Source organism: Streptomyces sp. CNZ301 (genome assembly GCF_004217425.1).
The window spans coordinates 5404809-5426801 of the sequence record NZ_SHLG01000001.1 but is presented as its reverse complement, the minus strand read 5'-3'; the positions used below and the strand labels follow the sequence as shown (position 1 = coordinate 5426801).

General features: G+C 70.4%; 20 protein-coding genes, 1 tRNA gene and 1 pseudogene. 12 read left to right on the top strand and 10 right to left on the bottom strand.

The genetic code is table 11. The features are described from left to right. Positions 1–442 precede the first annotated feature (442 nt). Both EV375_RS23325 and EV375_RS23320 read left to right on the top strand, forming a co-directional pair. Positions 443–1210, top strand: coding sequence for a MerR family transcriptional regulator (locus EV375_RS23325; RefSeq protein WP_486588775.1), 768 nt, complete (start codon positions 443–445; stop codon positions 1208–1210). Between the two features lie 60 nt (positions 1211–1270). Next, positions 1271–1462 carry a hypothetical protein gene (locus tag EV375_RS23320; RefSeq protein ID WP_130301357.1) on the top strand — a complete coding sequence of 64 codons (192 nt, stop codon included), beginning with the start codon at positions 1271–1273 and terminating at the stop codon, positions 1460–1462. On the opposite strand, the gene xth is transcribed toward EV375_RS23320, so the two are convergent. Continuing rightward, positions 1429–2232, bottom strand: a complete 804-nt coding sequence (xth, locus tag EV375_RS23315) for an exodeoxyribonuclease III (protein WP_130301356.1) — start codon at positions 2230–2232, stop codon at positions 1429–1431. The genes EV375_RS23320 and xth overlap by 34 nt on opposite strands. 23 nt (positions 2233–2255) lie before the next feature. Here xth and EV375_RS23310 point away from each other — a divergent pair, with 23 nt between their 5' ends. Further along, complete coding sequence (locus EV375_RS23310) at positions 2256–2732, top strand: GNAT family N-acetyltransferase (RefSeq protein ID WP_130301355.1); 477 nt, start codon at positions 2256–2258, stop codon at positions 2730–2732. Positions 2733–2759: 27 nt separating this feature from the next. On the opposite strand, the gene EV375_RS23305 is transcribed toward EV375_RS23310, so the two are convergent. Beyond that, the gene (locus EV375_RS23305; protein WP_207228240.1) at positions 2760–3698 is read right to left on the bottom strand and encodes an ACP S-malonyltransferase; all 939 of its coding nucleotides are present in this window, start codon (positions 3696–3698) and stop codon (positions 2760–2762) included. A 192-nt stretch (positions 3699–3890) separates the two neighbouring features. On the opposite strand from EV375_RS23305, the gene EV375_RS23300 reads away from it, so the two are divergent. The 4 genes from EV375_RS23300 to EV375_RS23280 all read left to right on the top strand — a co-directional run bounded on the left by EV375_RS23300 (position 3891) and on the right by EV375_RS23280 (position 7444). Beyond that, on the top strand, positions 3891–4745 hold the full coding sequence (locus tag EV375_RS23300; protein WP_130301354.1) for an SAM-dependent methyltransferase: 855 nt from the start codon (positions 3891–3893) through the stop codon (positions 4743–4745). 138 nt (positions 4746–4883) lie between these two features. After that, entirely contained in the window at positions 4884–5918 is a 1035-nt protein-coding gene (locus tag EV375_RS29890; RefSeq protein ID WP_486588663.1) for a nucleoside triphosphate pyrophosphohydrolase family protein, read from the top strand. Further along, entirely contained in the window at positions 5915–6421 is a 507-nt protein-coding gene (locus tag EV375_RS23285) for an HIT family protein (RefSeq protein WP_486588662.1), read from the top strand. The genes EV375_RS29890 and EV375_RS23285 overlap by 4 nt, the downstream gene beginning before the upstream one ends. Before the next feature lie 81 nt (positions 6422–6502). Further along, entirely contained in the window at positions 6503–7444 is a 942-nt protein-coding gene (locus EV375_RS23280) for a phosphatidylinositol-specific phospholipase C (RefSeq protein ID WP_130302067.1), read from the top strand. A 25-nt stretch (positions 7445–7469) separates the two neighbouring features. On the opposite strand, the gene EV375_RS23275 is transcribed toward EV375_RS23280, so the two are convergent. Beyond that, a complete protein-coding gene (locus EV375_RS23275; RefSeq protein WP_130301353.1) occupies positions 7470–7772 on the bottom strand; it encodes a hypothetical protein in 303 nt (100 codons plus the stop codon). Positions 7773–7901: 129 nt separating this feature from the next. Continuing rightward, complete coding sequence (locus EV375_RS23270) at positions 7902–8150, bottom strand: SCO4226 family nickel-binding protein (RefSeq protein WP_130301352.1); 249 nt, start codon at positions 8148–8150, stop codon at positions 7902–7904. A 209-nt stretch (positions 8151–8359) separates the two neighbouring features. On the opposite strand from EV375_RS23270, the gene EV375_RS23265 reads away from it, so the two are divergent. From EV375_RS23265 to EV375_RS23245, 5 genes and pseudogenes are all read left to right on the top strand, one after another. After that, positions 8360–8851: a hypothetical protein gene (locus tag EV375_RS23265; RefSeq protein ID WP_130301351.1), complete on the top strand. Its 492-nt coding sequence runs from the start codon at positions 8360–8362 to the stop codon at positions 8849–8851. 888 nt (positions 8852–9739) lie between these two features. Then, positions 9740–11092, top strand: a pseudogene (locus EV375_RS23260) (gluconate:H+ symporter); the annotation flags it as partial. 142 nt (positions 11093–11234) lie between these two features. Beyond that, positions 11235–12563, top strand: coding sequence for an enolase C-terminal domain-like protein (locus tag EV375_RS23255; protein WP_130301349.1), 1329 nt, complete (start codon positions 11235–11237; stop codon positions 12561–12563). A gap of 163 nt (positions 12564–12726) precedes the next feature. Continuing rightward, positions 12727–13305, top strand: a complete 579-nt coding sequence (locus EV375_RS23250; RefSeq protein ID WP_130301348.1) for a DinB family protein — start codon at positions 12727–12729, stop codon at positions 13303–13305. A gap of 4 nt (positions 13306–13309) precedes the next feature. Then, complete coding sequence (locus EV375_RS23245) at positions 13310–13771, top strand: VOC family protein (RefSeq protein ID WP_130301347.1); 462 nt, start codon at positions 13310–13312, stop codon at positions 13769–13771. 138 nt (positions 13772–13909) lie between these two features. Here the strand turns inward: EV375_RS23245 and EV375_RS23240 are convergent, their stop codons facing one another. From EV375_RS23240 to EV375_RS23215, 6 genes are all read right to left on the bottom strand, one after another. Then, on the bottom strand, positions 13910–16051 hold the full coding sequence (locus tag EV375_RS23240; protein WP_130301346.1) for a glycosyltransferase family 39 protein: 2142 nt from the start codon (positions 16049–16051) through the stop codon (positions 13910–13912). Next, positions 16048–17454, bottom strand: a complete 1407-nt coding sequence (locus EV375_RS23235; RefSeq protein WP_130301345.1) for a bifunctional glycosyltransferase family 2/GtrA family protein — start codon at positions 17452–17454, stop codon at positions 16048–16050. Before EV375_RS23235 ends, EV375_RS23240 begins: the two co-directional genes overlap by 4 nt. 26 nt (positions 17455–17480) lie before the next feature. Further along, the gene (locus EV375_RS23230) at positions 17481–19121 is read right to left on the bottom strand and encodes a sensor histidine kinase (protein WP_130301344.1); all 1641 of its coding nucleotides are present in this window, start codon (positions 19119–19121) and stop codon (positions 17481–17483) included. Between the two features lie 20 nt (positions 19122–19141). Then, positions 19142–19963, bottom strand: coding sequence for a response regulator transcription factor (locus tag EV375_RS23225; protein WP_130301343.1), 822 nt, complete (start codon positions 19961–19963; stop codon positions 19142–19144). A 431-nt stretch (positions 19964–20394) separates the two neighbouring features. After that, positions 20395–21441 carry a PP2C family protein-serine/threonine phosphatase gene (locus tag EV375_RS23220; protein ID WP_130301342.1) on the bottom strand — a complete coding sequence of 349 codons (1047 nt, stop codon included), beginning with the start codon at positions 21439–21441 and terminating at the stop codon, positions 20395–20397. Between the two features lie 385 nt (positions 21442–21826). After that, positions 21827–21900, bottom strand: a tRNA-Ala gene (locus tag EV375_RS23215). Positions 21901–21993: the final 93 nt, after the last annotated feature.

Below are 21993 nucleotides of genomic sequence, written 5' to 3'. Positions count from 1 at the left end.
TAAGCCAGACGGATACCGATGGGTAGGGGTCGCGCAAGGGAAGTTACCGCAGGTTGCACCGAGCGCCGGGCGACGCGGGTCGCGGGCGGAGTCCTGGAAGGGACCGGTACATACCGGCGATCCCGCTGGTTAAGCTGCCACGATGACCGACGACAGCGATCGAGCGCCCGACACGGACCGGGCCGTCCCGGGCGGCGCCGGTCACGCCGTGCGGAACCAGGACGGCGACGGGGACCGGAGACATGCGGACGGCGTGGCCGCACAAGTACCGCCCGGCGACGCCGCGGCGGACGCGGACTCGGGGGCCGGGACGACCGACGCGGGTGCGGACACCGGGGCCCGGACGACCGACGCGCACACGGACACCGGGGCCCGGACGACCGACGCGCACACGGACACCGGGGCCCGGACGACCGACGCGCGGGAGTTCCGTGCGGCGGAGCTGGCCGAGCTCGCCGGCATCACCACCCGCACCCTGCGCTTCTACCGCGAGCGCAAGCTGCTGCCGCCGCCCCGCCGCGACGGCCGCATCGCCTGGTACGACGAGCACCATCTGGCCCGGCTTCGGACCATCTCCGGACTTCTCGCCCGCGGTCACACCCTGGGCGGCATCGCCGATCTGCTGGGGGCCTTCGAGAGCGGACGCGACTCGCACGGCACCGCCGAGCTGCTCGGGCTCGAATCCTCAATGATCACCGCCCTGTTCGCGGAGGAGACCCCGATCCGGCTCACGCCCGAGGAGCTGGCCGACCACTACCAGGGAGAGGTCAACGTCGAGAACCTCGCCGCCTCCCTCGACATCGGCTACATAGCCGTCGACGGCGACGAGTTCGTCCACGTCAGCCGCCGTCTGCTGGATGCCTCCTCGGAGCTGGTGAAGAAGGGCATCCCGCTCGCCGCGGTGCTCGCGGCGGGCCGCGAGCTGCGGACGCACGCGGAGGCGGTCGCGGAGGTCTTCACGGAACTCTTCCGCACCCACCTGCTGCCGAAGGAACAGGCCGCGGCCCCCGGCGGCCTCGACGCCGAGTCCCTCAACGACTTGCTGACCCAGCTGCGTCCGCTCGCGAAGCAGGTCGTCGAGGCGGAGCTCGGGCTGGCCATGGACCGCCGCGTGCGGGCGGAGATCGATCAGTGGATGGCCCGGGGGAACGAGGCGCGGGCCGACGGCGCCACGGGAAAGCCCTCGGACGAGGGCACCGCTGCCGGCTGACTCCGCGGCCCGGCGGGAAAACCGGTTGCCGGTCCCCCTGCTCTCGGCCAGGGTCCGGCCATGACTCACTCCGACCGCACCTCGGACGCCAACGCCCCGGTGCTCGCCGAAGAGATCACCGAGTACTACGAGAGGGGCGGGGAGTTCAACCGCCTGCGGGAGGGCGACGGGCGCCTGGCAGGGCGGCAGGTCGGCGGGGCAACAGGGCGGCAGGGCCGCTACGCGACGAAGTCCACGCTCACCGGGGCGTGATCGCTCCAGCGCTCCTCATGACTGGCGGCCCGCTCCACGACCGCCTTGACGGCGCGGCCCGCAAGTCCCGGCGTCGCGACCACGTAGTCGATGCGCCACCCCGAGTCGTTGTCGAAGGCCCGCCCCCGGTATGACCACCACGAGTACGGGCCCGCGACGTCCGGGTGCAGCGCCCGTACGACGTCCTCGTAACCGCCGTCCGACGGGTCGAAGACCCGCGAGAGCCATTCCCGCTCCTCCGGCAGGAAGCCGGAGTTGCGGCGGTTGCCGCGCCAGTTCTTCAGGTCCGCCTCCTGGTGCGCGATGTTCCAGTCGCCGCACACCAGCACCTCACGCCCGTCCCCCGCGGCGCGTTCGCGCAGGTCGCGCAGGTACGGAAGGAAGGCGGACATGAAGCGTTCCTTCTGCGCCTGCCGCTCGGTGCCGACGTCACCCGACGGCAGATAGAGGCTGGCCACCGTCATGCCGGGCAGGTCCACCTCCGCGTAACGGCCGGAGTCCTCGAACTCCTCCGCGCCGAAACCGATCCGCACCTGGTCCGGTTCACGCCGCGTGAGCACCGCCACTCCCGCCCGTCCCTTGGCCGCTGCGGGCGCGTACACCGTGTGCCAGCCCTCGGGCGCACGCACGTCGTCCGGCAGCTGGTGCGGCTCGGCGCGCACCTCCTGGAGGCACACGACGTCCGCGTCGGTGGCCGCCAGCCACTCGCGGTAGCCCTTCCGGGCCGCGGCTCGCAGCCCGTTCACGTTGATCGTCGTCACCTTCGGCATTCCGGTCACCCTACGATGCGTGCATGCGCCTCGATCGTGTGCCCTACGACCACCCCGACGCGATGAAACTCAACGACGCCGTGCAGCTGGAGTACGCCGAGCGCTACGGCGACGAAGGCGACATCACGCCGCTCGACCCCGCCATGTTCGAGCCCCCGAAGGGGATCTACCTGATCGCGTACGAGGACGACGGACGCCCCGTCGCGACCGGGGGATGGCGCACGCAGAACCGCAACGACGAGGGATACGCGGACGGCGACGCGGAGATCAAGAGGATGTACGTGGTGCCCGAGGCGCGCGGGCGCGGCCTCGCCCGGCTGGTTCTGGCCGCCCTGGAGGACGACGCGCGTGCCGCGGGGCGCACCCGCATGGTGCTGGAGACGGGAACGAAGCAGCCCGAGGCGATCGGTCTGTACTCGTCCTCGGGCTACGAACTCACGGAGAAGTTCGGCCTCTACCGCTTCGAGCCGGCGAGCCGCTGCTACGCCAAGGCACTTTGACCGGCTGAACCGAGCCGCTCCGACGGGCTACGCCGAACCGCTCCGGCCGGGATGCGGTCCGCCGGGCGCGGCGGGCCCGGTGGGCCCGGCGGGCATGCCCGGATGCCGACCAGCAGGCCCACCCGGTCCGTCCGGTCCGTCCGGTCCGTCCGGTCCGCCGCCCTGCCCGGGAGGCGGGGCGGGCGGCGCCCCGCCGGCGGCCGACCGTGCCAGCTCCGCTGCCGCCGCGATGCCGTGCTCCTCCACCGACACCGCCCGCATGCCCGGCAGTTCGGCCGCCAACTGTGCCGTGAGCACCCGGCCCGGCGGCAACTCGACGCAGCAGGCGACGTTCTTCGCGGCCAGCGCCGACGTCACGTCCCTCCAGCGCACGGGCCGCGCGACCGACCAGGCCAGGTCGTCGAAGACGGCGTTCGTGTCGCCGAGCAGGGACCGGCCCTGCACTCCGCCCATGTAAGGAACCGACTGCGGACGCCGTTTGACCGTCGCCAGATGCTGCGCGAGCCGGATCGCGACATCGCTCTCCGGCTCGTTCGTGCTCTCGGCGGCGTGCAGCAGCTCGCCGCGCAGCCGGACGGCCCGCAGGGCCTCCTCGAAGGTGAGCACGTCCGCGAGCACGGCCGCCGCGTATCCGCCGATGCCGTGCCCGGCGACGCAGACGGGACGCACCTCCTCGTCCTCCGTCAGCGCACGCGCCCCCGCGACACCGGCGATCAGCAGCGCCAGGTGGCAGGCGACCGGTGAACGCTCCAGCGCCTCCCGGGAGTCCAGCTCGACGATGCCGTCCGCGTACTCACGGCCGGGCCCGGAACCGGCGCCTCCCGCACCGCCGGTGCGGGAGGCGAGCTTCCTCAACGCCCAGTCCGCCTCGGCCAGTACGGTCGCGGACGCCTCGGTGTCGGGCAGCCGGTGCAGCATGCCGGGACGCTGCGAACCCCGGCCGGGGAAGAGGAACGCGATGCTCATGGGGTCAGACTGGCCCGCGGTGCGCCCGGGGCGCCAATCGGGCCGTCCGCGAAGGCCCGTCGAACTGCCTTGCCCACAGGGCCGGGAGAGGAGCCGGTTCACGTCCCCGCCCGGAGCCGGGGCCCCGGTGAGCCGCTCGGAAAGCGGCGGAACACGGTTCAGCTCCTCACTCGTCCGTGTGAGGCTGACTCCATGCAGTCTCCCGAGGACCCCCGGCTGGCAGAGAAGATCCAGGCCGACACCGCGCACTCGGCGCGCGTGTGGAACTACCTGCTGGGCGGACGCGACAACTACCGCCCGGACCGCGACGTGGGAGACATGATCCTCAAGCTGTTCCCCGGGATAGCGCGCATCGCCCGCCTCCAGCGCCGCTTCCTCGTGCGCGCCGTGCACCACCTGGCGGCCGAGGCCGGAATACGTCAATTCCTCGACGTGGGCACGGGATTGCCGACCGCGGACAATACGCACGAGGTCGCACAGCGCATCGCGCCCGGGAGCAGGATCGTCTACGTCGACAACGACCCGCTCGTACTGGTCCACGCGCAGGCACTCCTCACCAGCACCAAGGAGGGCGCCTGCGACTACGTCGACGCCGATGTCCGCGACCCCGCCGCGATTCTCGAAGCGGCAAGCAGGACGCTGGACTTCGGCGAACCGGTCGCCCTCACGCTGCTGGGCACCATGGGGCAGATCCCCGACTCCGACGATCCCGCCTCCCTCGTGGCGCGGCTCATGGACCCGCTTCCGCCCGGGAGCCATCTCGCCCTCAGCGACGGGACGGACACCAACGAGGTTCTCAACGACGCCATCGCCGCCTACAACGAGAACTCCGCGAGCTCATACCACCTGCGCAGCGCGGACCACATCGCGAGCTTCTTCGACGGCCTGGAACCGGTGGAGCCCGGCATCGTCAGCACGTCCGAGTGGCGCCCCGACGCGGCCGACGCGCACGAGGCGGCGGGGGCCGCGCGGGCGGCCGGGGCGGCCGGAGCGGCCGGAGCGGCCGGGCCGGTGGACGCCGTATGCGGCGTGGGGCGCAAACCGTGAGGCGCACGTCGGGGCGGACGCTGCGGCGTGGACGGCCCGACGGTTACGGACGGCGCAGCCGACGTGGCGGGCCCGCGGTCGTTGCCGCCGCCGCGCGGACGGCACGGCCGGTGTGCGCCCCGCCGGGCGGTGGCCCCCATGACGGCTGACCCGGCCGACCCGGCTGACCCGCACCCCCTGTTCGGCCTCTTCCTCGCGGCAGCCGGAGGACGCTTCCCGCCCGCCGACGGCGGCGTGACCGTGCTCGGCCCCCTCCCACGCGGCCTGGAGTGCTCCGTCGCCTTCACCGGGCACGCCGTCATCGCCACATCCCTCCCGGCGGAAGAGGTGGAGGCCATGAGGCCCGACGGTTTCGGAGGTTCCCTCTCCCCTGACGTCCTGCGCGCCCTCGCCGGGCCGGGCGGCACGATCGGCTGCGTCGACGCCACGCTGGCCGCCCGCGGCACCGGCGGCACCCCCCGGCTGCCTGAACGCATCGGCATGGAGGACCACCCACGCGTCCTGCACGCCCGTGAACTGCGCGCGGATGTAAGGACGTTCGGCGACGAGCGGGGACTGGTCACCCTCGCCGAGGGCCTGGCGGGACGCCGCGAGATGAGCGTCGAACTCCACGACCCGGCAGGAAACGCGGGCCGCGGTCTCGGCCACTCCCTGGTCCGGGACGCCCTCTGCCTCGTGCCCGCCGGCGAGCCCGTTTTCGCCGCCGTCTCCCCCGGCAACGCCCGGTCGCTCCGCGCCTTCCTCGCGGCGGGCTTCACGCCGGTGGCGAGCGAATCCGTGATCCGCCCCTGCCGCGTGGGACGTGCAAGGCCGGGCCCGGGTGCGGATCTGACTGAGCTGAGCCGCAGGGCGCTTCGCATCCACGACCTCTACGACCGGCTCAACTCCCTGGAGCGCGGCCGCGTCTGGAGCCGCGAGGAGTTCATGCTGGGCTTCACCGGCGATGTCGGCGACCTCGCGAAACTCGTCATGGCCGAGGAGGGCGCGCGCGAAGTCCCCGGCGAGCGGGCCGCGTTGGAGCATGAGCTCGCCGACTGCCTCTGGTCCGTGCTGATCCTCACCCACCGCTACGGCGTCCCGCTCGAGGAGGCGTTCCATCGCACGATGGACGAACTGGACACCTCGATCGGCGCGAGAATCACCGAGGCGGAAGGAAACGGAGCGACCCCATGAGCACGGACCGGCACCCCATGGACCTCGACGCGTACGAGGTCCGCACCCGCTCCGGGCCCTGCTTCGTTTGCGCATTCGTGGCCGGTGACCCGGAGTTCGCCCACGCGACGGTCTACGAGGACGAGGAGCACATCGCGTTCCTCGACCGCTGGCCGACGCTGCCCGGCAAGGTCCTCGTCGCGCCGAAGCGGCACGTCGAGCACGTCGTACGCGATCTGGACGAGCCCGCGTATCTGCGCCTGATGCGTGTGCTGCGCGGCGTGGCCCTGGGCGTGGAGGACGTGCTCGCGCCGGAGCGGACGTATCTGCTGTCGCTCGGCAGCCGACAGGGCAACGCGCATCTGCACTGGCACGTCGCGGGGCTGCCGGAGGGAGTGCCGTACCGGGACCAGCAGTTCCACGCACTGATGACGGAGAACGGCGTGCTGTCCATGTCCTCCGAGGAGTCGGCGGCGCTCGCGGAGCAGCTGCGCCGGGCGTGCGCCGCGAGACTCGGCGGGTAGCCCGGGACAGCGGGGCGGCACGAAGGCGTGATCGCGCCCTGTGCAAAGCCGGTGTCCGGTGCTTCCATCATTGTCATGACCATGAACCGCCGTACGTTTCTGCGGGGCACATCGGCACTCACCCTCACCGCACTGGCCGGTGCGACGACGGCGGGCGAGGCGCACGCGGCAGCCACCGGGACCGGCGGACGCGCCGGACCGGACGCGTGGATGTCACAGCTCCCCGACGGCGCTCTCCTGCGTGAGCTGACCATCCCCGGCACCCACAACTCCGGTGCCCGCCACGGCGGTCCGTGGACCGAGTGCCAGAACACGCCCCTCGCGGAACAGCTCTCGTCCGGCATCCGCTTCCTCGACATCCGCTGCCGCCTCTTCGAAGGCTCGTTCACGATTCACCACGGGCCCTCCTACCAGCAGCTCAACTTCGATGACGTGCTGGGCAGTTGCCGCGACTTCCTCGCCTCCCACCCGTCCGAGACGGTCCTGATGCGCGTGAAACAGGAGTACTCGGAGGAGAGCGCCGAGCGGTTCCGGCTCGTCTTCGACGACTATCTGGACAACCGGGGCTGGCGCTCACTGTTCCGACTCGGCCCGGAACTGCCCGACTTGGGCACCGCGCGAGGCGGCGTCGTCCTGCTCGGCGACTCCGAGGGGCTGCCCGGCGTGCGCTACGGGGACGAGCGGCTCTTCGACATCCAGGACGCGTACATGGAGGAGCCCGGCGCCAAGTACCCGCTGGTCGAGGAGCAGTTCCGCAAGGCGGCCAGCCGCCCGGGCAAGCTCTACGTCAACTACGTCAGCACGGCGGCCCTCCTCCCGCCCCGCTCCAACGCCGACCGCCTCAACCCGCGCGTCCGGGATCTGCTGGGCTCGCCCGAGAACGCGGCCTGGCAGGGGCTGGGAATCGTCCCCATGGACTACCCGAACGAGCACGGCCTCACCGAAGCACTGCTCAGCCACCAGCCCCGCGCGGCGGCGTTCGAGCACCGGTCCGACGCGGCTGCCGCCCGCCACGTCCTGTAGCGGGCAGCCGCTTGCAACTCTCAGGTCACTTCTGCTTTATGTCCTCGCGCTTGACCTCCAGATTCACGAAGCGGGGCTCCGACGTGCACAGCGCGCGAACCCGTTCCGCGTTCTTCTGCGTCCCGGGGAGCTTGCTGTTCTCCATCGCCGCCTCGTACGAGGGGAATTCGACGATGTCGACGAAGTGGGCGGGCTTGTCACGGTCCTGACCGTGCAGCTCGTGCGTCACGGTCCGCTTGCCCTCGGTGTCCTTCATCCACTGATCGAAGATCTTGTCGAGTTCCTCCGGCTTGTCCGTCTCGTACTCGATGAGCTGAACGAACGTCATGACACTGCCTCCTGTCAGTTCTCTGTCAGTTTCCTGTCACCTCTGTCAGGGCACTGCACCCGACCAGCCGCCGGCCGGCCCGTCCCGCCCGGGCTCCTGACCTCCGTCAACGTGGACCACCCCCTTCACTCACACCCTGAGCGGCACCGGATGAATCTCGTCCACGGGGTGCCCGGCCAGTTCGTGCACGCGCCGCACCGCATCCTCGGAAGGCGCCTCCGACAGGCAGAAGACGGTCCCGCTCCCCGGGTCGGCCCAGACATGCTCGAAGTGCACGCCCTCGGAATGCTCGGCGGCCAGATCCGCCCGGTGGGCCTTGTCGAGCTGCTCCGCCGTGATGCCGGTCATCCCGCGCGTGACGTCCATGAACTTCGGCACAGTGCTCTACCTCCGGCGGTCGCAGTTACGGTCCCGCTGACTCCATGGTGCAGCCGACGAACAAAAACCCCCAAACACCCCTCTGGCCGGCATACCGAACGCACTGCTCCCGAGCAGCGCCGGTAACCCTTCACACCGGTGACAAATACGGCCGCGCGCCGCGGACGCGATCTAGAGTCGTGGGGCCTTCTCAGTCCCAGGGAGCGCTGATGAGAGACCAGTTGTCACCAGCCGAGGCCGGCAGCACCCAGCGGCGCGACGAGGGGGCGCCACTGGGAGCCCGGCCGAGGCGGCTGGGCAGGCTCGCCCTCCCGGCACTCGCGGCGGCCTCGGCCGTCGCGCTGCTCGGCGGGTGCAGCGGGGACTCGGGCACCGCCGCGGTATCGAAGTCCTCCAAGCCTCCGACGGTGGAGAAGCTCGCGTCGGCGCTCAAGTGCAAGGCCGACATCCAGAAGAAGGTCGAGGACTACCGCCTGGGCGTCTGCAAGTCCGGCAAGACCACTTACACCTTCGTCACGTTCAAGGACAACCGCGCCAAGCGCGGCTGGCTGGACTACTCGAAGGACTACGGCGGCACCTACCTCGTCGGCTCCCGCTGGCTCGTGGTGACGGTGAAACCGTCGAAGCTGGCACCGATCCAGGCGAAGTACGGCGGCACCATCGAACGCGGCAGGTCCCACGGCGGCCACGGCCGCTCCTAGAGGGCCTGTCCAGCGGACAGCCCCTGGACACCGACAACCCCGAACTCCGTTTCACCGCCGTCCCGTTACCGCCTGCGTCGGCCACTCGTGATCGCGCAGGAACCGCGACCGCACGCTCGGCACACCCTCGTGGGCACGGCCTGACCGACCGGCCCCGGGGCCCTGACTCCGGCATCAAGTGATGTCGCGGAACGGGCAGTTGTGACGTCAGGACCAGGGCTGTCCGACGGCCGCGACGGCGCAGAACCGCCACGACCGCCTTGACTCGCAGCGCCGTCCAGCGCATTCCGGCCCGGCCATCGCACCCCTTGCCGTCGACCGCCCTCACCGCGCGTCCACCCGGCGAGGTCCGCCGCGCGACGTGCTCCACCTGTGCCTCAACCGCCGGACGACGGCGGCGCATTGGAGGGTGCGGGCCTGCTGCCGGACCGCCTCGGACCTCCTCCCGCCTCCCGCGCACACCACGGAATCCGAGGCCCCGCGCCCATTGACCCACGCAAGTTCACGATCTTAGCCTTCATTCTCATATATAAACGCCGTCCATGTACGGAGCGAGGGTTCATGGCTCAGATCAACGCGGAAGTGGGGGGGGCGCCGGACGCCTCCGCGGCCACATCAAAGGAGACGTGCCCCTCCCCCGTCACGAGCTTCCGCTTCCCTGACGGCGGCAGCTCCGATCCGGCGCCGCAGCGCACGTGTCCGACGACCCGGCCGGCCACCGGACCGGGCACCGGCTCCCCGCCCGCGGAGCAGAGGAGTTCAGCATTCTGAACGATGCGCGGTGCCGCCCGGCCGGCACCGCCGCTGCCATGACCGCCTTCCCGCACCACCTGACGCCCCGCACCCAACCCGCTCCCCGGCGCGGCCCACGGACCGGGACAGACAGTTCAAAGGGGAACCGACATGCCTCTCCTCGTAGTCGGGATCAGCGTTCTGACCCTGCTCTTCCTCATGACCAAGCTGCGCCTGAACGGCTTCGCCGCACTCCTGCTGGTGGCGGTGGGCGTCGCGCTCGTCCAGGGAATTCCGACGGCGAAGATCCCGGAGGTCCTCGCCGGCGGCATCGGCGACCAGATCGGTGACACGATGCTCACCATCGGCCTGGGCGCCATGGTCGGCCGCGTCATGGGGGACTCCGGCGCCGCACAGCGAATAGCCGACAAGCTCCTCGGAGCATTCGGCCCCCGCTGGGTGCAGGTGGCCATGGTGGTGACGGCCATGCTCATCGGCGTCACGATGTTCTACGAGGTCGCCTTCGTCATCATCGTGCCCATCGCGTTCACGATCGTGCGGGTCACGGGGAAGAACCTGCTGTGGGTCGGGCTTCCGATGTCGATCGCGCTCTCCACCATGCACAGCTTCCTCCCGCCCCACCCGGGCCCCGTCGCCGTGGCCGCGACGTTCCACGCGTCCGTCGGTCTGACGCTGTTCTACGGGCTGTTCATCGCCGTGCCCGCCGGTGCGCTCATCGCCCTGGTGTGGCCCCGCCTCCCGTTCATCAAGGCGATGAACCCCTCCATCCCCGAAGGCCTCGTCAGCGAACGCGTCTTCGAGGAGGAGGAGATGCCCGGCCTGGGCTGGTCCCTGTCCGTTGCCCTCTTCCCCGTCGTGCTGATCGCGGGCTCCGCCGTCACGGACATGGCCGTCTCCGGTTCGGGGCCGCTGCTGCACTTCGTCCTGTTCATCGGATCAGCCCCGATCGCGCTCCTGCTCACGCTGGTTCTGGCGATATGGGCCTTCGGGCCCCGGATCGGACGCAGCCTTTCGGACGTGAGCGCCTCCTGCTCCTCGGCGGCCAGGGCGATGGCGATGATCCTGCTCGTGATCGGTGCCGGCGGCGCCTTCAAGCAGGTCCTCGTCGACGGCGGCATCTCCGACTACATCAAGGACCTCACCCATGGGTGGCCCATCTCGCCGATCATTCTCGCGTGGCTCATCGCCGTCATCCTCCGTATCGCACTGGGGTCGGCGACCGTCGCCGTCGTCACGGCGTCGGGTGTCGTGCTGCCGCTGCTCTCCGGCAGCGGAATCCAGCCCGAGCTGATGGTGCTGGCCGTCTCCTGCGGTTCGATCGCGTTCTCGCACGTCAACGACCCCGGATTCTGGATGTTCAAGGAGTACTTCAACCTCTCGGTCATCGACGCCATCAAGGCCCGCACCACCTACACGACCGTCCTCGCCGTCCTCGGTCTCGGCGGAGTCCTGGCACTCGAGTGGGCCGTCGGCGGCCTCCACCTCTGACGCCACCACGCCGCGCGAACAGCACGGACGGCGCGCGGACGGAAGGACCCCGGATGATCGGCGGACGCCCCCGACCCCGCCCCGACGACGCCCACGCCCCCACCGCAGCCAACTGCCGCCGCACACCTGGAGGTTCACCGCCATGAAGCAGCCGACCGTCACCGGCTTCTCCGTCTACCCGGTCGCCGGCCGGGACTGCATGGAGCTGAACCTCTCCGGCGCGCACGGCCCGTACTTCACCCGCAACGTGGTGGTCCTCGAGGACTCCGAAGGACGCACGGGACTCGGTGAGGTGCCGGGCGGCGAGAAGATCACGCAGACCCTGCGGGACGCCCGGCCCCTCGTCGTCGGGGCCAGGACCGGCGACTACAAGCGGGTGCTGCGGGAGATCGGCGACCGGTTCGCGGGACGCGACGCGGGAGGGCGGGGCAGGCAGACCTTCGACCTGCGTACGACCGTCCACGCCGTCACCGCCGTCGAGTCGGCCCTGCTGGACCTCCTCGGACAGCACCTCGACGTCCCCGTCGCCGCTCTCCTCGGCGACGGGCAGCAGCGGGCCTCCGTGCGCGTCCTGGGCTACCTCTTCTACGTCGGCGACCCGGGCCGCACCGATCTGGAGTACGTCCGCGAACCCGAATCGCCGGTGGACTGGTACCGCATCCGGCACGAGGAGGCCCTCACGCCCGCCGCGATCGTGCGTCAGGCCGAGGCCGCCCACGACCTGTACGGCTTCCGCGACTTCAAGCTCAAGGGCGGCGTACTGGAAGGCCCCGAGGAGATCGGAGCAGTCCGCGCGCTCAAGGAGCGCTTCCCCGAAGCCCGCATCACGCTCGACCCCAACGGCGCGTGGTCGCTGCGCGAGGCCACCGAGCTGTGCCGGCCGCTGGTGGGCACCCTCACCTACGCCGAGGACCCCTGCGGAGCGGAGGACGGCTACTCGGGGCGGGAGATCCTGGCCGAATTCCGACGCGCCACCGGGCTGCCCACGGCGACCAACATGATCGCGACGGACTGGCGGCAGCTGACCCACGCCCTGGCCCTCCAGTCGGTCTCCATCCCCCTCGCCGACCCCCACTTCTGGACCATGCAGGGGTCGGTACGGGTGGCTCAGCTGTGCAACGCGATGGGCCTCACCTGGGGATGCCACTCCAACAACCACTTCGACATCTCCCTCGCCATGGTGACCCACTGCGGAGCGGCGGCCCCCGGCGAGTACAACGCGCTGGACACGCACTGGATCTGGCAGGAAGGACTGGAGCGGCTGACCACCGACCCGCCCCGCATCGCCGACGGCGAGATCGCCGTGCCCGGCGCTGCGGGTCTCGGGGTCGGAATCGACATGGACCGGCTCCTCGCCGCCCACGAGCTCCACCAGGAAAAGGCACTGGGCTCGCGCGACGACGCCGCCGCCATGCAATACCTCATCCCCGGCTGGACGTTCGACGGCAAACGCCCCAGCCTCGTGCGCTGACACCGCGCCGGTCCCCGGGGGCGGGTGGCCGGTCCGGGAGCACCCGAGCGCCTCACGTCCCCTGGCCCGCGGTCATGAATCGGCGACGGTGCCTGAACGGGACCGGGGAGGCGGACCGTGAAGGCGGACAGTACCTGTCCGCAAGTGATGTCAGGGTGCCGCCATGAACGCAGACGAATCAGGCTGGAACCGGACCCTGCGCGAGCAGTGGCAGTTCCACTGGAACCATCAGCTCCGGGCGCGGCTCGAAGGCCTCTCCGACGACGAGTACTTCTGGTCGCCGGTGCCGGACGCCTGGAGCGTGCGGCTGCGCGGCACCTCGAAGGCGCCCGTGACCGCCGGTGCCGGGGAATTCACCATCGACTACGCATACCCCGAACCGGTCCCGACGCCGTTCACCACGATCGCCTGGCGGCTCGGTCACGTCGTCGTCGGCGTGCTCGCCGCACGCAACGCCTCGCACTTCGGGGCGCCCGCCGCCTCGTACGAGACCTGGGAGTACGCCGGCAGCGCGGCCACGGCGCTGGACCAGCTCAGGACCCAGCTCGATGTCTGGCTGGCCGGGGTGCGGGCGCTCGGCGAGTCCGGGCTCCGGACGCCGGTCGGCGCGAAGGAGCCCTACCCCGAACTGACCATGGCCGATCTGGTGCTGCACATCCACCGTGAGCTGATCCACCACCTTTCCGAGGTATGCCTCCTGCGCGACCTCTACCTGCACACGAACCCACTTCGGACGGAGTGACCCGATGAGCCGTCAAGTCCAAGTCACCTTCGACGCCCACGACCCGCGGGCACTCTCGACCTTCTGGCGCGACGCGCTGGGCTACGTCCATCCCGCCCCGCCCGGAACCGACCTGCCCGAGGACGCCGACGTGCTGGCCGCGTGGGACGACTTCCTCGCGCGGATGGGCGTCCCCGAGGAGCAGGGCAACACGAGATCCGCCGTCGAGGACCCGGACGGGCACGGCCCACGGCTGTTCTTCCAGCAGGTACCGGAGGACAAGGTCGCCAAGAACCGCCTCCACCTCGACGTCCGCGCGGCTCCCGGTCTGGAGGGGGAGGAGAGGATGGCGGCGCTCGAAGCCGAGTGCGACCGACTCGTCGCACTCGGGGCGACGCGGCTGCGCCGCGACGAGCCCGCTCCCCCGCTGAGCGCCGGCTTCATCGTGATGGCCGACCCCGAGGGCAACGAGTTCTGCCTGGACTGAAGCCTGCGGGCCGGTCTCCGGAGCGCTCCGGCCTGTTCGCGGGGCGGGAGGTGGCAGCCCCTGCAACTGGGGGGCTGCCACCTCAGTGGCGATGGGACGTGCTGGAGGTTCCGAGCGTCGCCCTGTGGCGGTTCGTCGCTACTGCTTCTTCTTCGTCAGGTCGTAAAGGGTGGTCTCGCCGATCTTCACCTTGGTGCAGTGCTTCTCCACCCAGTCCGTGATGCCGGCCGTGCCTCCCCTTCGGTCCCCTCCCCCTGGTCCGTCGCCGCCGATGAAGTAGTGGATCTTGCCGTCGCGTACGTACTCCTTGAACTTGGCCAAAGTGGGAGCGGGATCGCTGCCGTTGAAGCCGCCGATGGACATCACCGGCCGTTCCGTGGCGAGTTGGTAGCTTGCGCCGTTCATCGCGCCGATGGTGGCCGCTGTCCAGGTGTAGTCGTCGGCGTTCTCGGTGAGCTTCGCCTTGACCTTCTTGCTGACCTGTTGGCCGTTGAGGAGGCCGCCCATGGGTCCGCCGGGGGACATTCGGCCCGCGCGTTCGCCGTCGGAGCCCCGACCGGGTTGGCCATTGCCGGGCATACCGTCCTGCCCCTGTCCCTGCCCGCCGGGAAGACCTGGCGGGAACTGCCCCGGTTCCCCTGCCTGTTGGCCCTGGCCGTCCGGGCGCCCTTGAGTTCCATCGGCACCCGCAGGAATCTCAGGGCGGGCGGCACCGCCGAAGCCTGCCGCACCGCCTGGCCCACCCTGGCCGAAGCGTGCCACTGCGGGGCCTGCCGTCACGATCGCACCGGTGTGCGGGGTGTGCACTGTGCTCAGCGTGTATGCCACCGGCCCCGCCACCGAGGCAGCGAGACCCACCGCAGCCATCCCGGCAGCCACCTTGCGGGGCAGTACCACCGTCACCAGAATTCCTGCGGCCGCCGTCAACCCCACGGCGAGAACGACCCACTTGAGCCACGGCAGCCAGTCCACTGCCCGCCCCAGCAGTACGTACGACCACACCGCCGTCACCGCCACGACACCCGCAAGCGCAGCCGACGCGGCACGGTGTGTACGCCGCCGCCACAGCAGCACCGCCCCGATGGCGACGACCGCGGCGATGTAGGGCGCGAGCGCGACGGTGTAGTACTCGTGGAAGATCCCCGACATCAGGCTGAAGACAGCGACGGTGATCAGCAGCGAGCCGCCCCACGCCAGCAGTGCCGCGCGCTGTGCGTCCGTACGAGCGGCCCTGCGCGTGAGCACCAGACCCGCGACGAGCAGGAGCAGAGCGGCAGGCAGCAGCCAGGAGATCTGGCCGCCGATCGCCTGGTTGAACATCCGGCCGATGCCGCTCTCTCCGAACGGCCCGCCACCGGCACCACCACCCGGACCACCCCGACCGCCGAAGCCTCCGCCACGGCCGGCCCCCGGACCGACGCTGCCGGGTTCGTTCCCCGTGATGCGGCCCAATCCGTTGTAGCCGAGCGTCAGTTCAAGAAAGCTGTTGTTCTGCGAGCCGCCGATGTACGGCCGCGAACCGGCCGGCCACAGCTCGGCGAGCGCGACCCACCAGCCGGCACTCGCCACCATCGCCAGTCCGGCCAGCAGCAACCGGCCGATACGGCGCGGCAGCGACGGCTGTGCGCAGACGAGATAGACAAGCGCCAGCGGTGGCACGATCAGCCAGGCCTGAAGTGTCTTGACAAGAAAGGCGAATCCGAGGCAGACGCCGCACAGCAGCAACCACCTGCTCCGGCTGTCCTCGACGGCGCGCAGCAGGCAGTACACCGCGCACACGCACAGCAGGCACAGCAGGGCGTCCGGATTGTTGAAGCGGAACATCAGCGCTGCCACCGGCGTCACTGCCATCAGCCCGCCTGCGAGCAGTCCCGCAGCAGGCCCGAACCAGCGCCGTACGGACGCATACAGCACGGCGACGGTGGCGACACCCATCAGCGCCTGCGGCACCAGAATCTGCCAACTGCCCAGCCCGAACAGCCGGACGGACAGCGCCATCGGCCAAAGGGCCGCGGGCGGCTTGTCGACTGTGATCACGTTGCCCGAGTCGAGGGAGCCGAAGAGGAATGCCTTCCAGCTCTCGCTCCCTGCCTGCGCAGCCGCGGAGTAGAAGGAGTTGGCATACCCCGAAGCGCCCAGCCCGTACAGGAGGACGACCGCCGTCAGAACCAGCAGCGCCCAGTAGGACGGCCGTTCCCAGCGGGGACGATCAGGGTGAATGCCGGGCGATGCTCGCCGAGTGAGGAGGGTGAATGGCTTTGAGCGGGCAAGTGCGGTCATGCGGAGGTCCGTTCGGTGGAGGCGGTGTCGTCCTGGGAGTCATCCCGGCAGCGGCTCCCGGCTGCTCCCTCGTGACCCGGCGGGACGCTGATGTGTCGCGGTTGAGCTTCCGCGTTCGGAACCGCGTCGTCGCTCTCTCCCGCGAAGACCCAGGTACGGAAGAGCAGGAAGCGCAGGAGTGTCGCGGCCAGGTTGGCGACGACGAGCACGGCCAGTTCGGTGCTGTGCGAAGGGTGTGGGTCGGCGATTTCGAGCGCGCCGAGCGATCCGCTCGTCAGCGCCAGCCCGATGGCGAAGACGAGCAGGCCCTGCGCCTGGTGCCGCACAAGGCGCGCACGCCCGCGGACACGGAACGTGTGACGGCGGTTGGCAGCCGTGTTGCCTATCGCAGTGATCAGCAGCGCCAGCACGTTGGCGTACTGCGGGCCCACTCCCTGCCGCAGCAGTGAGTAGAGAACCAGGTAGGCGAGCGTGCTGAGTGCGCCGATCACGCAGAAGCCCGCCAGCTGGCGCGCCAGCCCGTTCGGCACTCCTTCCACCTGGCGGTCGCGCGGGTCGTCACCGAAGGGTCGGCGCAATCGAGCGAGGGGCAGAGCGCCCGTCGCCAGCGCGCGCCCCACCCGCCAGACGCCGCGCAGGTCGGCCAGCGCCGTCCGTACGAGATCGACCCGGCTGTCGGGGTCGTCCACCCAGTCCACCGGCACCTCGTGAATGCGCAGACCGGCACGCTCAGCGAGCACCAGCAGCTCCGTGTCGAAGAACCAACCGGTGTCCTCCACCAGCGGCAGCAGCCGCTCGGCCACCTCCCCCCGGATCGCCTTGAATCCGCATTGCGCGTCGGAGAAGCCGGTGGAGAGCGAGCCGCGAAGGATCAAGTTGTACGCACGGGAGATCAGTTCCCTCTTCGGGCCCCGTACGACCCGTGAACCTCTCGCCAGTCGCGTCCCGATGGCGATGTCGGAGTGCCCGGAGACAAGAGGCGCCACCAGGGGCAGCAGGGCGTTGAGGTCGGTGGAGAGGTCCACATCCAGGTAGGCCCGTACGGGGGCGTCGGAGTGGCTCCACACGGCGTGCAGTGCACGACCGCGCCCCTTTTTCTCCAGACGTACGAACTCGACATCGCTCAGTTCGGCGGCCAGCCGGGCGGCGATCCGCGGCGTTCCGTCCGTACTGGCGTTGTCCGCGATGGTGACGCGGAATGCGTACGGAAGGTGCCCGGTCAGGTAGCTGTGCAGGCGATGTACGGAGGCCTCAAGCGTGTTCTCCTCGTTGTACACGGGCACGACGATGTCGAGCACGGGCTGAGCGCCCGGAGCCGTCGCGGTCCGCACGGGCAGCGGCAGCGGACGGCGAGCGGGCAGGGACTCCGTTGGCGGGTCCGTCGGCGGGGTGTCTGTTCGCATACCCCGAACCGTCGTCAACTGCTCTGTCAGGAGCCTCTGCTGAGGCTGTGCGTGACCTGTGAATCGCTCTGCGACGCCTGATTCGCCCGTTCCGCCGGTTCACTCCGGCCCAGGTGCACCGTGCCGGCCGTGCGGGCCGCACCCGGGAGCCGAACCGCGAAGACCGTACGGCCCGGCACGCTGCGAACAGTCACCCCTCCGTGGTGCGCGGCGACCACGGCTTCCACGATGGCGAGGCCCAGCCCGGTGCTGCCGTGGGAGCGCGACCGCGTGGCGTCCCCGCGGGCGAACCGCTCGAAGATGTGCGGCAGTACCTCCGCCGGAATGCCGGGGCCGTCGTCCTCGACCTCGATGACGACTTCGCCGGCGTCGGGCTGAGGCCGCAGGCGTGCCGTGACGGTGGAGCCTGGCGGCGTGTGCGTACGGGCGTTCGCCAGCAGGTTCACCAGCACCTGCTGCAACCGCGTGCCGTCCCCCCGCACTTCGACAGGCTCGGCAGGCAGCTCGAGTCGCCACGCATGGCCCGGGCCGGCCGCACGGGCGTCGCTCACCGCGTCCACGACGAGCGACGAAAGACTCACCTCTCCGCGCTCCAGCGGCCGTCCGGCATCCAGCCTGGCCAGCAGCAGAAGATCCTCCACGAGCCCTGTCATCCGGGCCGCCTCCGCCTCGATCCGGTCCAAGGCGTGCAAGGCGTCCGGGTGCCACGCGGTGCCCCGGTCCGGCGCGCTGTCCGCGGGCGGCCCGGTGCCCTTCTCCACGTGATCGGGGCCACGGGAGACCCGCCGGCTCAGTTCCGCGTAACCGCGGATCGAAGCCAGCGGAGTGCGCAGCTCATGGCTGGCGTCCGCCACGAACTGCCGTACCCGCGTCTCGCTCTCCTGCCGGGCCTCCAGCGCGGCGCCGACGTGGCCCAGCATCCTGTTCAGGGCGGCGCCGACCTGACCGACCTCGGTGCGCTGATCCGTGTCACGCTCCGAGACGCGGTGCGGAAGCACCACATCGCCGCTGTGCAGGGGCAGTTGCGTGACCTTCGTCGCGGTCGCGGCGACGCGGCGCAGGGGCCGCAGCGCGATCCGTACCATCGCCGTCCCCGCGATACCCGCGGCGACCAGACCGGCGGCCGAGACGCAGACCTCCACCACAACGAGGGTCTTGAGGGTGGACTGCACACCGCTCATCGGCAACCCGACCAGGAGACCGTCCGCGTCTCCTGGAAGCGCGCCGGACTGGACGCGGTAGTCGCCCAGTCCCGGTAGCGACACCGTGTGAGGACGGCCGTCCGGCGGCACTCCGCCGAGCGCCTCGGTCTGGGCGGTCGTCAGCCCGGTCATCCGGTCGGACAGGTCCATGCCGGGTCCGCGGTCCGAGTCCGTGCTGCGGGCTGCCCCGGTCAGCTCGCCGCTGCCGTCGGTCCGAGCCCCGACGGTGCCGATCGGCTGTCCCGGTATGGCGACAAAGCGCAGATCGTCCGGGCGCGGTTCGGGAGCGCCGGGAGGCCCGTACGAACGCTGCACCGAGGTGCGCAATTCGTCGTCGAGACGCGACTCCAGTGAGGAATTCACCGCTATCGCGGTGACGGTGCCGATCACGGCGCAGACGACAGCGATCAGTGCGACCGCCGAGACGACGAGCTGAGTACGCAGCGACCAGCGCCGGCGAAACAACCTCGGCCCCTGCCGCAGCCTCACCGCTCGCCTTCCCCGGTCGAGTCGCCGGCTGTCCGCGCGGACGCGCAGGGCACGTGGCCGGATCGATCAGCGGAACCGACCGGAGCCGTGCCCGGCGACGACTTGTCGGACGCCGCCTTGATCAGATATCCGGCACCCCGGCGTGTGTGGATCATCGGTGCACGTCCGGCGTCGACCTTCCGGCGCAGATACGAGATGTAGAGCTCGACGACGTTGGCCCGGCCCCCGAAGTCGTAACTCCACACCCGGTCCAGTATCTGCGTCTTGCTCAGGACCCTGCGCGGATTCCGCATCAGAAAGCGCAACAGCTCGAATTCCGTGGCGGTCAGCTCGATCTCGCTGCCGCCCCGCGCGACCTCGTGACTCTCCTCATCGAGCGTGAGGTCACCCACGACGAGCACCGAGTCAGGTCGCAAGGTCAGCACACCCGACCTGCGCAACAGCCCGCGCAGGCGCGCCACGAGCTCTTCGAGGGAGAACGGCTTGGTGACGTAGTCGTCACCACCGGCGGTCAGGCCCGCGATACGGTCCTCCACCGCATCCTTGGCCGTCAGGAACAGCACCGGGACCTCGGGCAACTCCCGCCGCAGTCCGCCCAGCACAGCCAGCCCGTCCATGTCCGGCAGCATCACGTCCAGCACGACCGCGTCCGGCCGCCACTCACGTGCGGTACGCAACGCCGAGGCGCCGTCACCCTCAGCTCGCGTCTCCCACCCTTCGTAGCGCAGCGCCATCGACAGCAGGTCGCTCAGCGCGTCCTCGTCGTCGACCACGAGGACGCGCGAGGGCCGGGGCCGAGAAGCATCCGTGTCGTTCATGCACTCAGACTGCGCACCTTTCCTGAGAGCTTCCTTTGGATTTCCTGTGATTCTGCTGAGAACCCCAGGTGCGCGGGGTGCGCCTGCCGGCAGCGACGACCTGCCTCAAGAAGAAGGCGCGCACCAGGGCTTCCGGCAGCGGAGGGCCGCGCCCCGTCCGCACACGCCCACCGGCGCATCGGCGAGACCGAGGCGGACCGTCGCCCCCGAGATGAGCTGAGGTCTCCCCGGGCGGTCGGCCGGCTGCTTGAGGTCGTCAACGTCCAGCAGCGGTCAGAGTGGTTGCTGTCCTCCTTGCCGTACAGCAACCCTGCGAGATCACCGGGCGTTTTCGTATGCGGGTTCGCTCGGGAAGTCGCGGCCACGCATGGCAGATGGGCTGGTACCCACTGGCTGCCACAACGGGCCGCCGCCTGCCCTTGTGGCGCTTGTCAGCGACGCAGCAGGAGCATGGCGGCGTCGTCGGTGAGAGGGCCGCCGGTGTGTGCGACGACGTCGCTGCGCAGGGCTTCGAGGGCGGCCCAGGCGTCGGTTGCCCTCAGCAGTGAGGCGCGCTCCGCGAGCGGGTAGAACTGCCCGGCGGCGTTGCGTGCTTCTGTCGTCCCGTCGGTGTAGAGCAGCATCTGGTCACCGGGATCGAGTACGGCACGGTACGGCGTGGGATGGTCCCCTCCGAGGTCGCCGAGGCCGAGCGGCAGGGCCGGTTCGGCGGGTTCCGCCAAGCAGCAGGTACCGTCGCCCCGCAAGATCAGCGGCGGCGGATGGCCGTAGTTGACGAGAATCACCGTCCCGTCGCTGCTCACTTCGGCGAGGACCACCGTCGCGAAGGCGTCCTCCGAGAACTGCCGTCCCGCAGCACGTTCCAGGCACCTGCCCACGTCGGGCAACGTGGCTTCGTCGCAGGCGGCCACCCGGTAGGCGCCGAGCACCACCAAAGCCCGCTCGACCGCATTCAGCCCCTTGCCTTGAACGTCACCCACGACCACTCGCACGCCGCCAAGACACCGGACCGCTTCGTAGAAATCCCCTCCGACCGGGGCATCCCGGGTCGCCGAGCTGTAGGAAACGGCAATCTGAAGGCCGTCCAGCGTCTCGGGCACCTCGCGCAACAGGATCCGATGCGCGACCTTGGCGACTGCGCGGGCCCGGACCAACTTCTGTTGCTGACGCCGCCGCAAGTGCGTGGCCACCAGACTCGCGATGCTGGTTCCCAGCACTGCGACCAGCGCAGTCACGCCGCGCTCCGTCCCGAACAGGCCGTCGTACAGGCTGAGCAGTACGGAGAGGACCAACGACAGCAGCCCGACGCTCACTACGTGGCGCAGCCCGCCCTTCAAGCTGGCGAACGCCGGGCCGAGCGCGACCAGCGGGAGCAGCCCGAGAGCCGGCCCGGCGGCCAGATCCGCGGCCGCGGCGAGCCCGATGGCGATGTACGGCAGCAGGAACAGGACCAGACCGCCGTCGCGCGTTCTTCTCATCGGCACAGGAGCTCACACAGGGAGAAGTTCATCGAGGACTACGTCACTCTAGGTTGAGTCGGCCAGGTGACAGAGGTGCGACGGGAGGGCCAGCCATTTTGGCGGAGGCGTGTAGGGCAATTGCCTGGCTGACAGTCGAGCCGATCAATCTCAGCGGCCGGCCGGCGCGCTCAGCACCCCAGGCTCCGGCGTAGCCGCTCTCATTCGAGGGCGGTCGCTGCAGATCGATCGGAGCTCAGGCAGATGCGTACCCTGGAGAAGCCCCGGGAAGTACCTCGGCAGACGGGTCAGCGGTCAGAGGCGGTCACCGTAGTTGCTGTGCTTCGCTGCTGTACGGCACGCCAAAGCCCCCGCGGAATCTCTCCGACGGGGGCTTGAGTTGCGGTGGACCTGAGGGGATTTGAACCCCTGACCCTCTCGTTGCGAACGAGATGCGCTACCGGACTGCGCCACAGGCCCTTGCGACGGGTGAAACCTTAGCATCCTCGCCGCGCCGGGCGTTAATCGGTTCCGGCCCTGGTCACCGCGCTTCCCGGCCGCTTCCCGGCACCG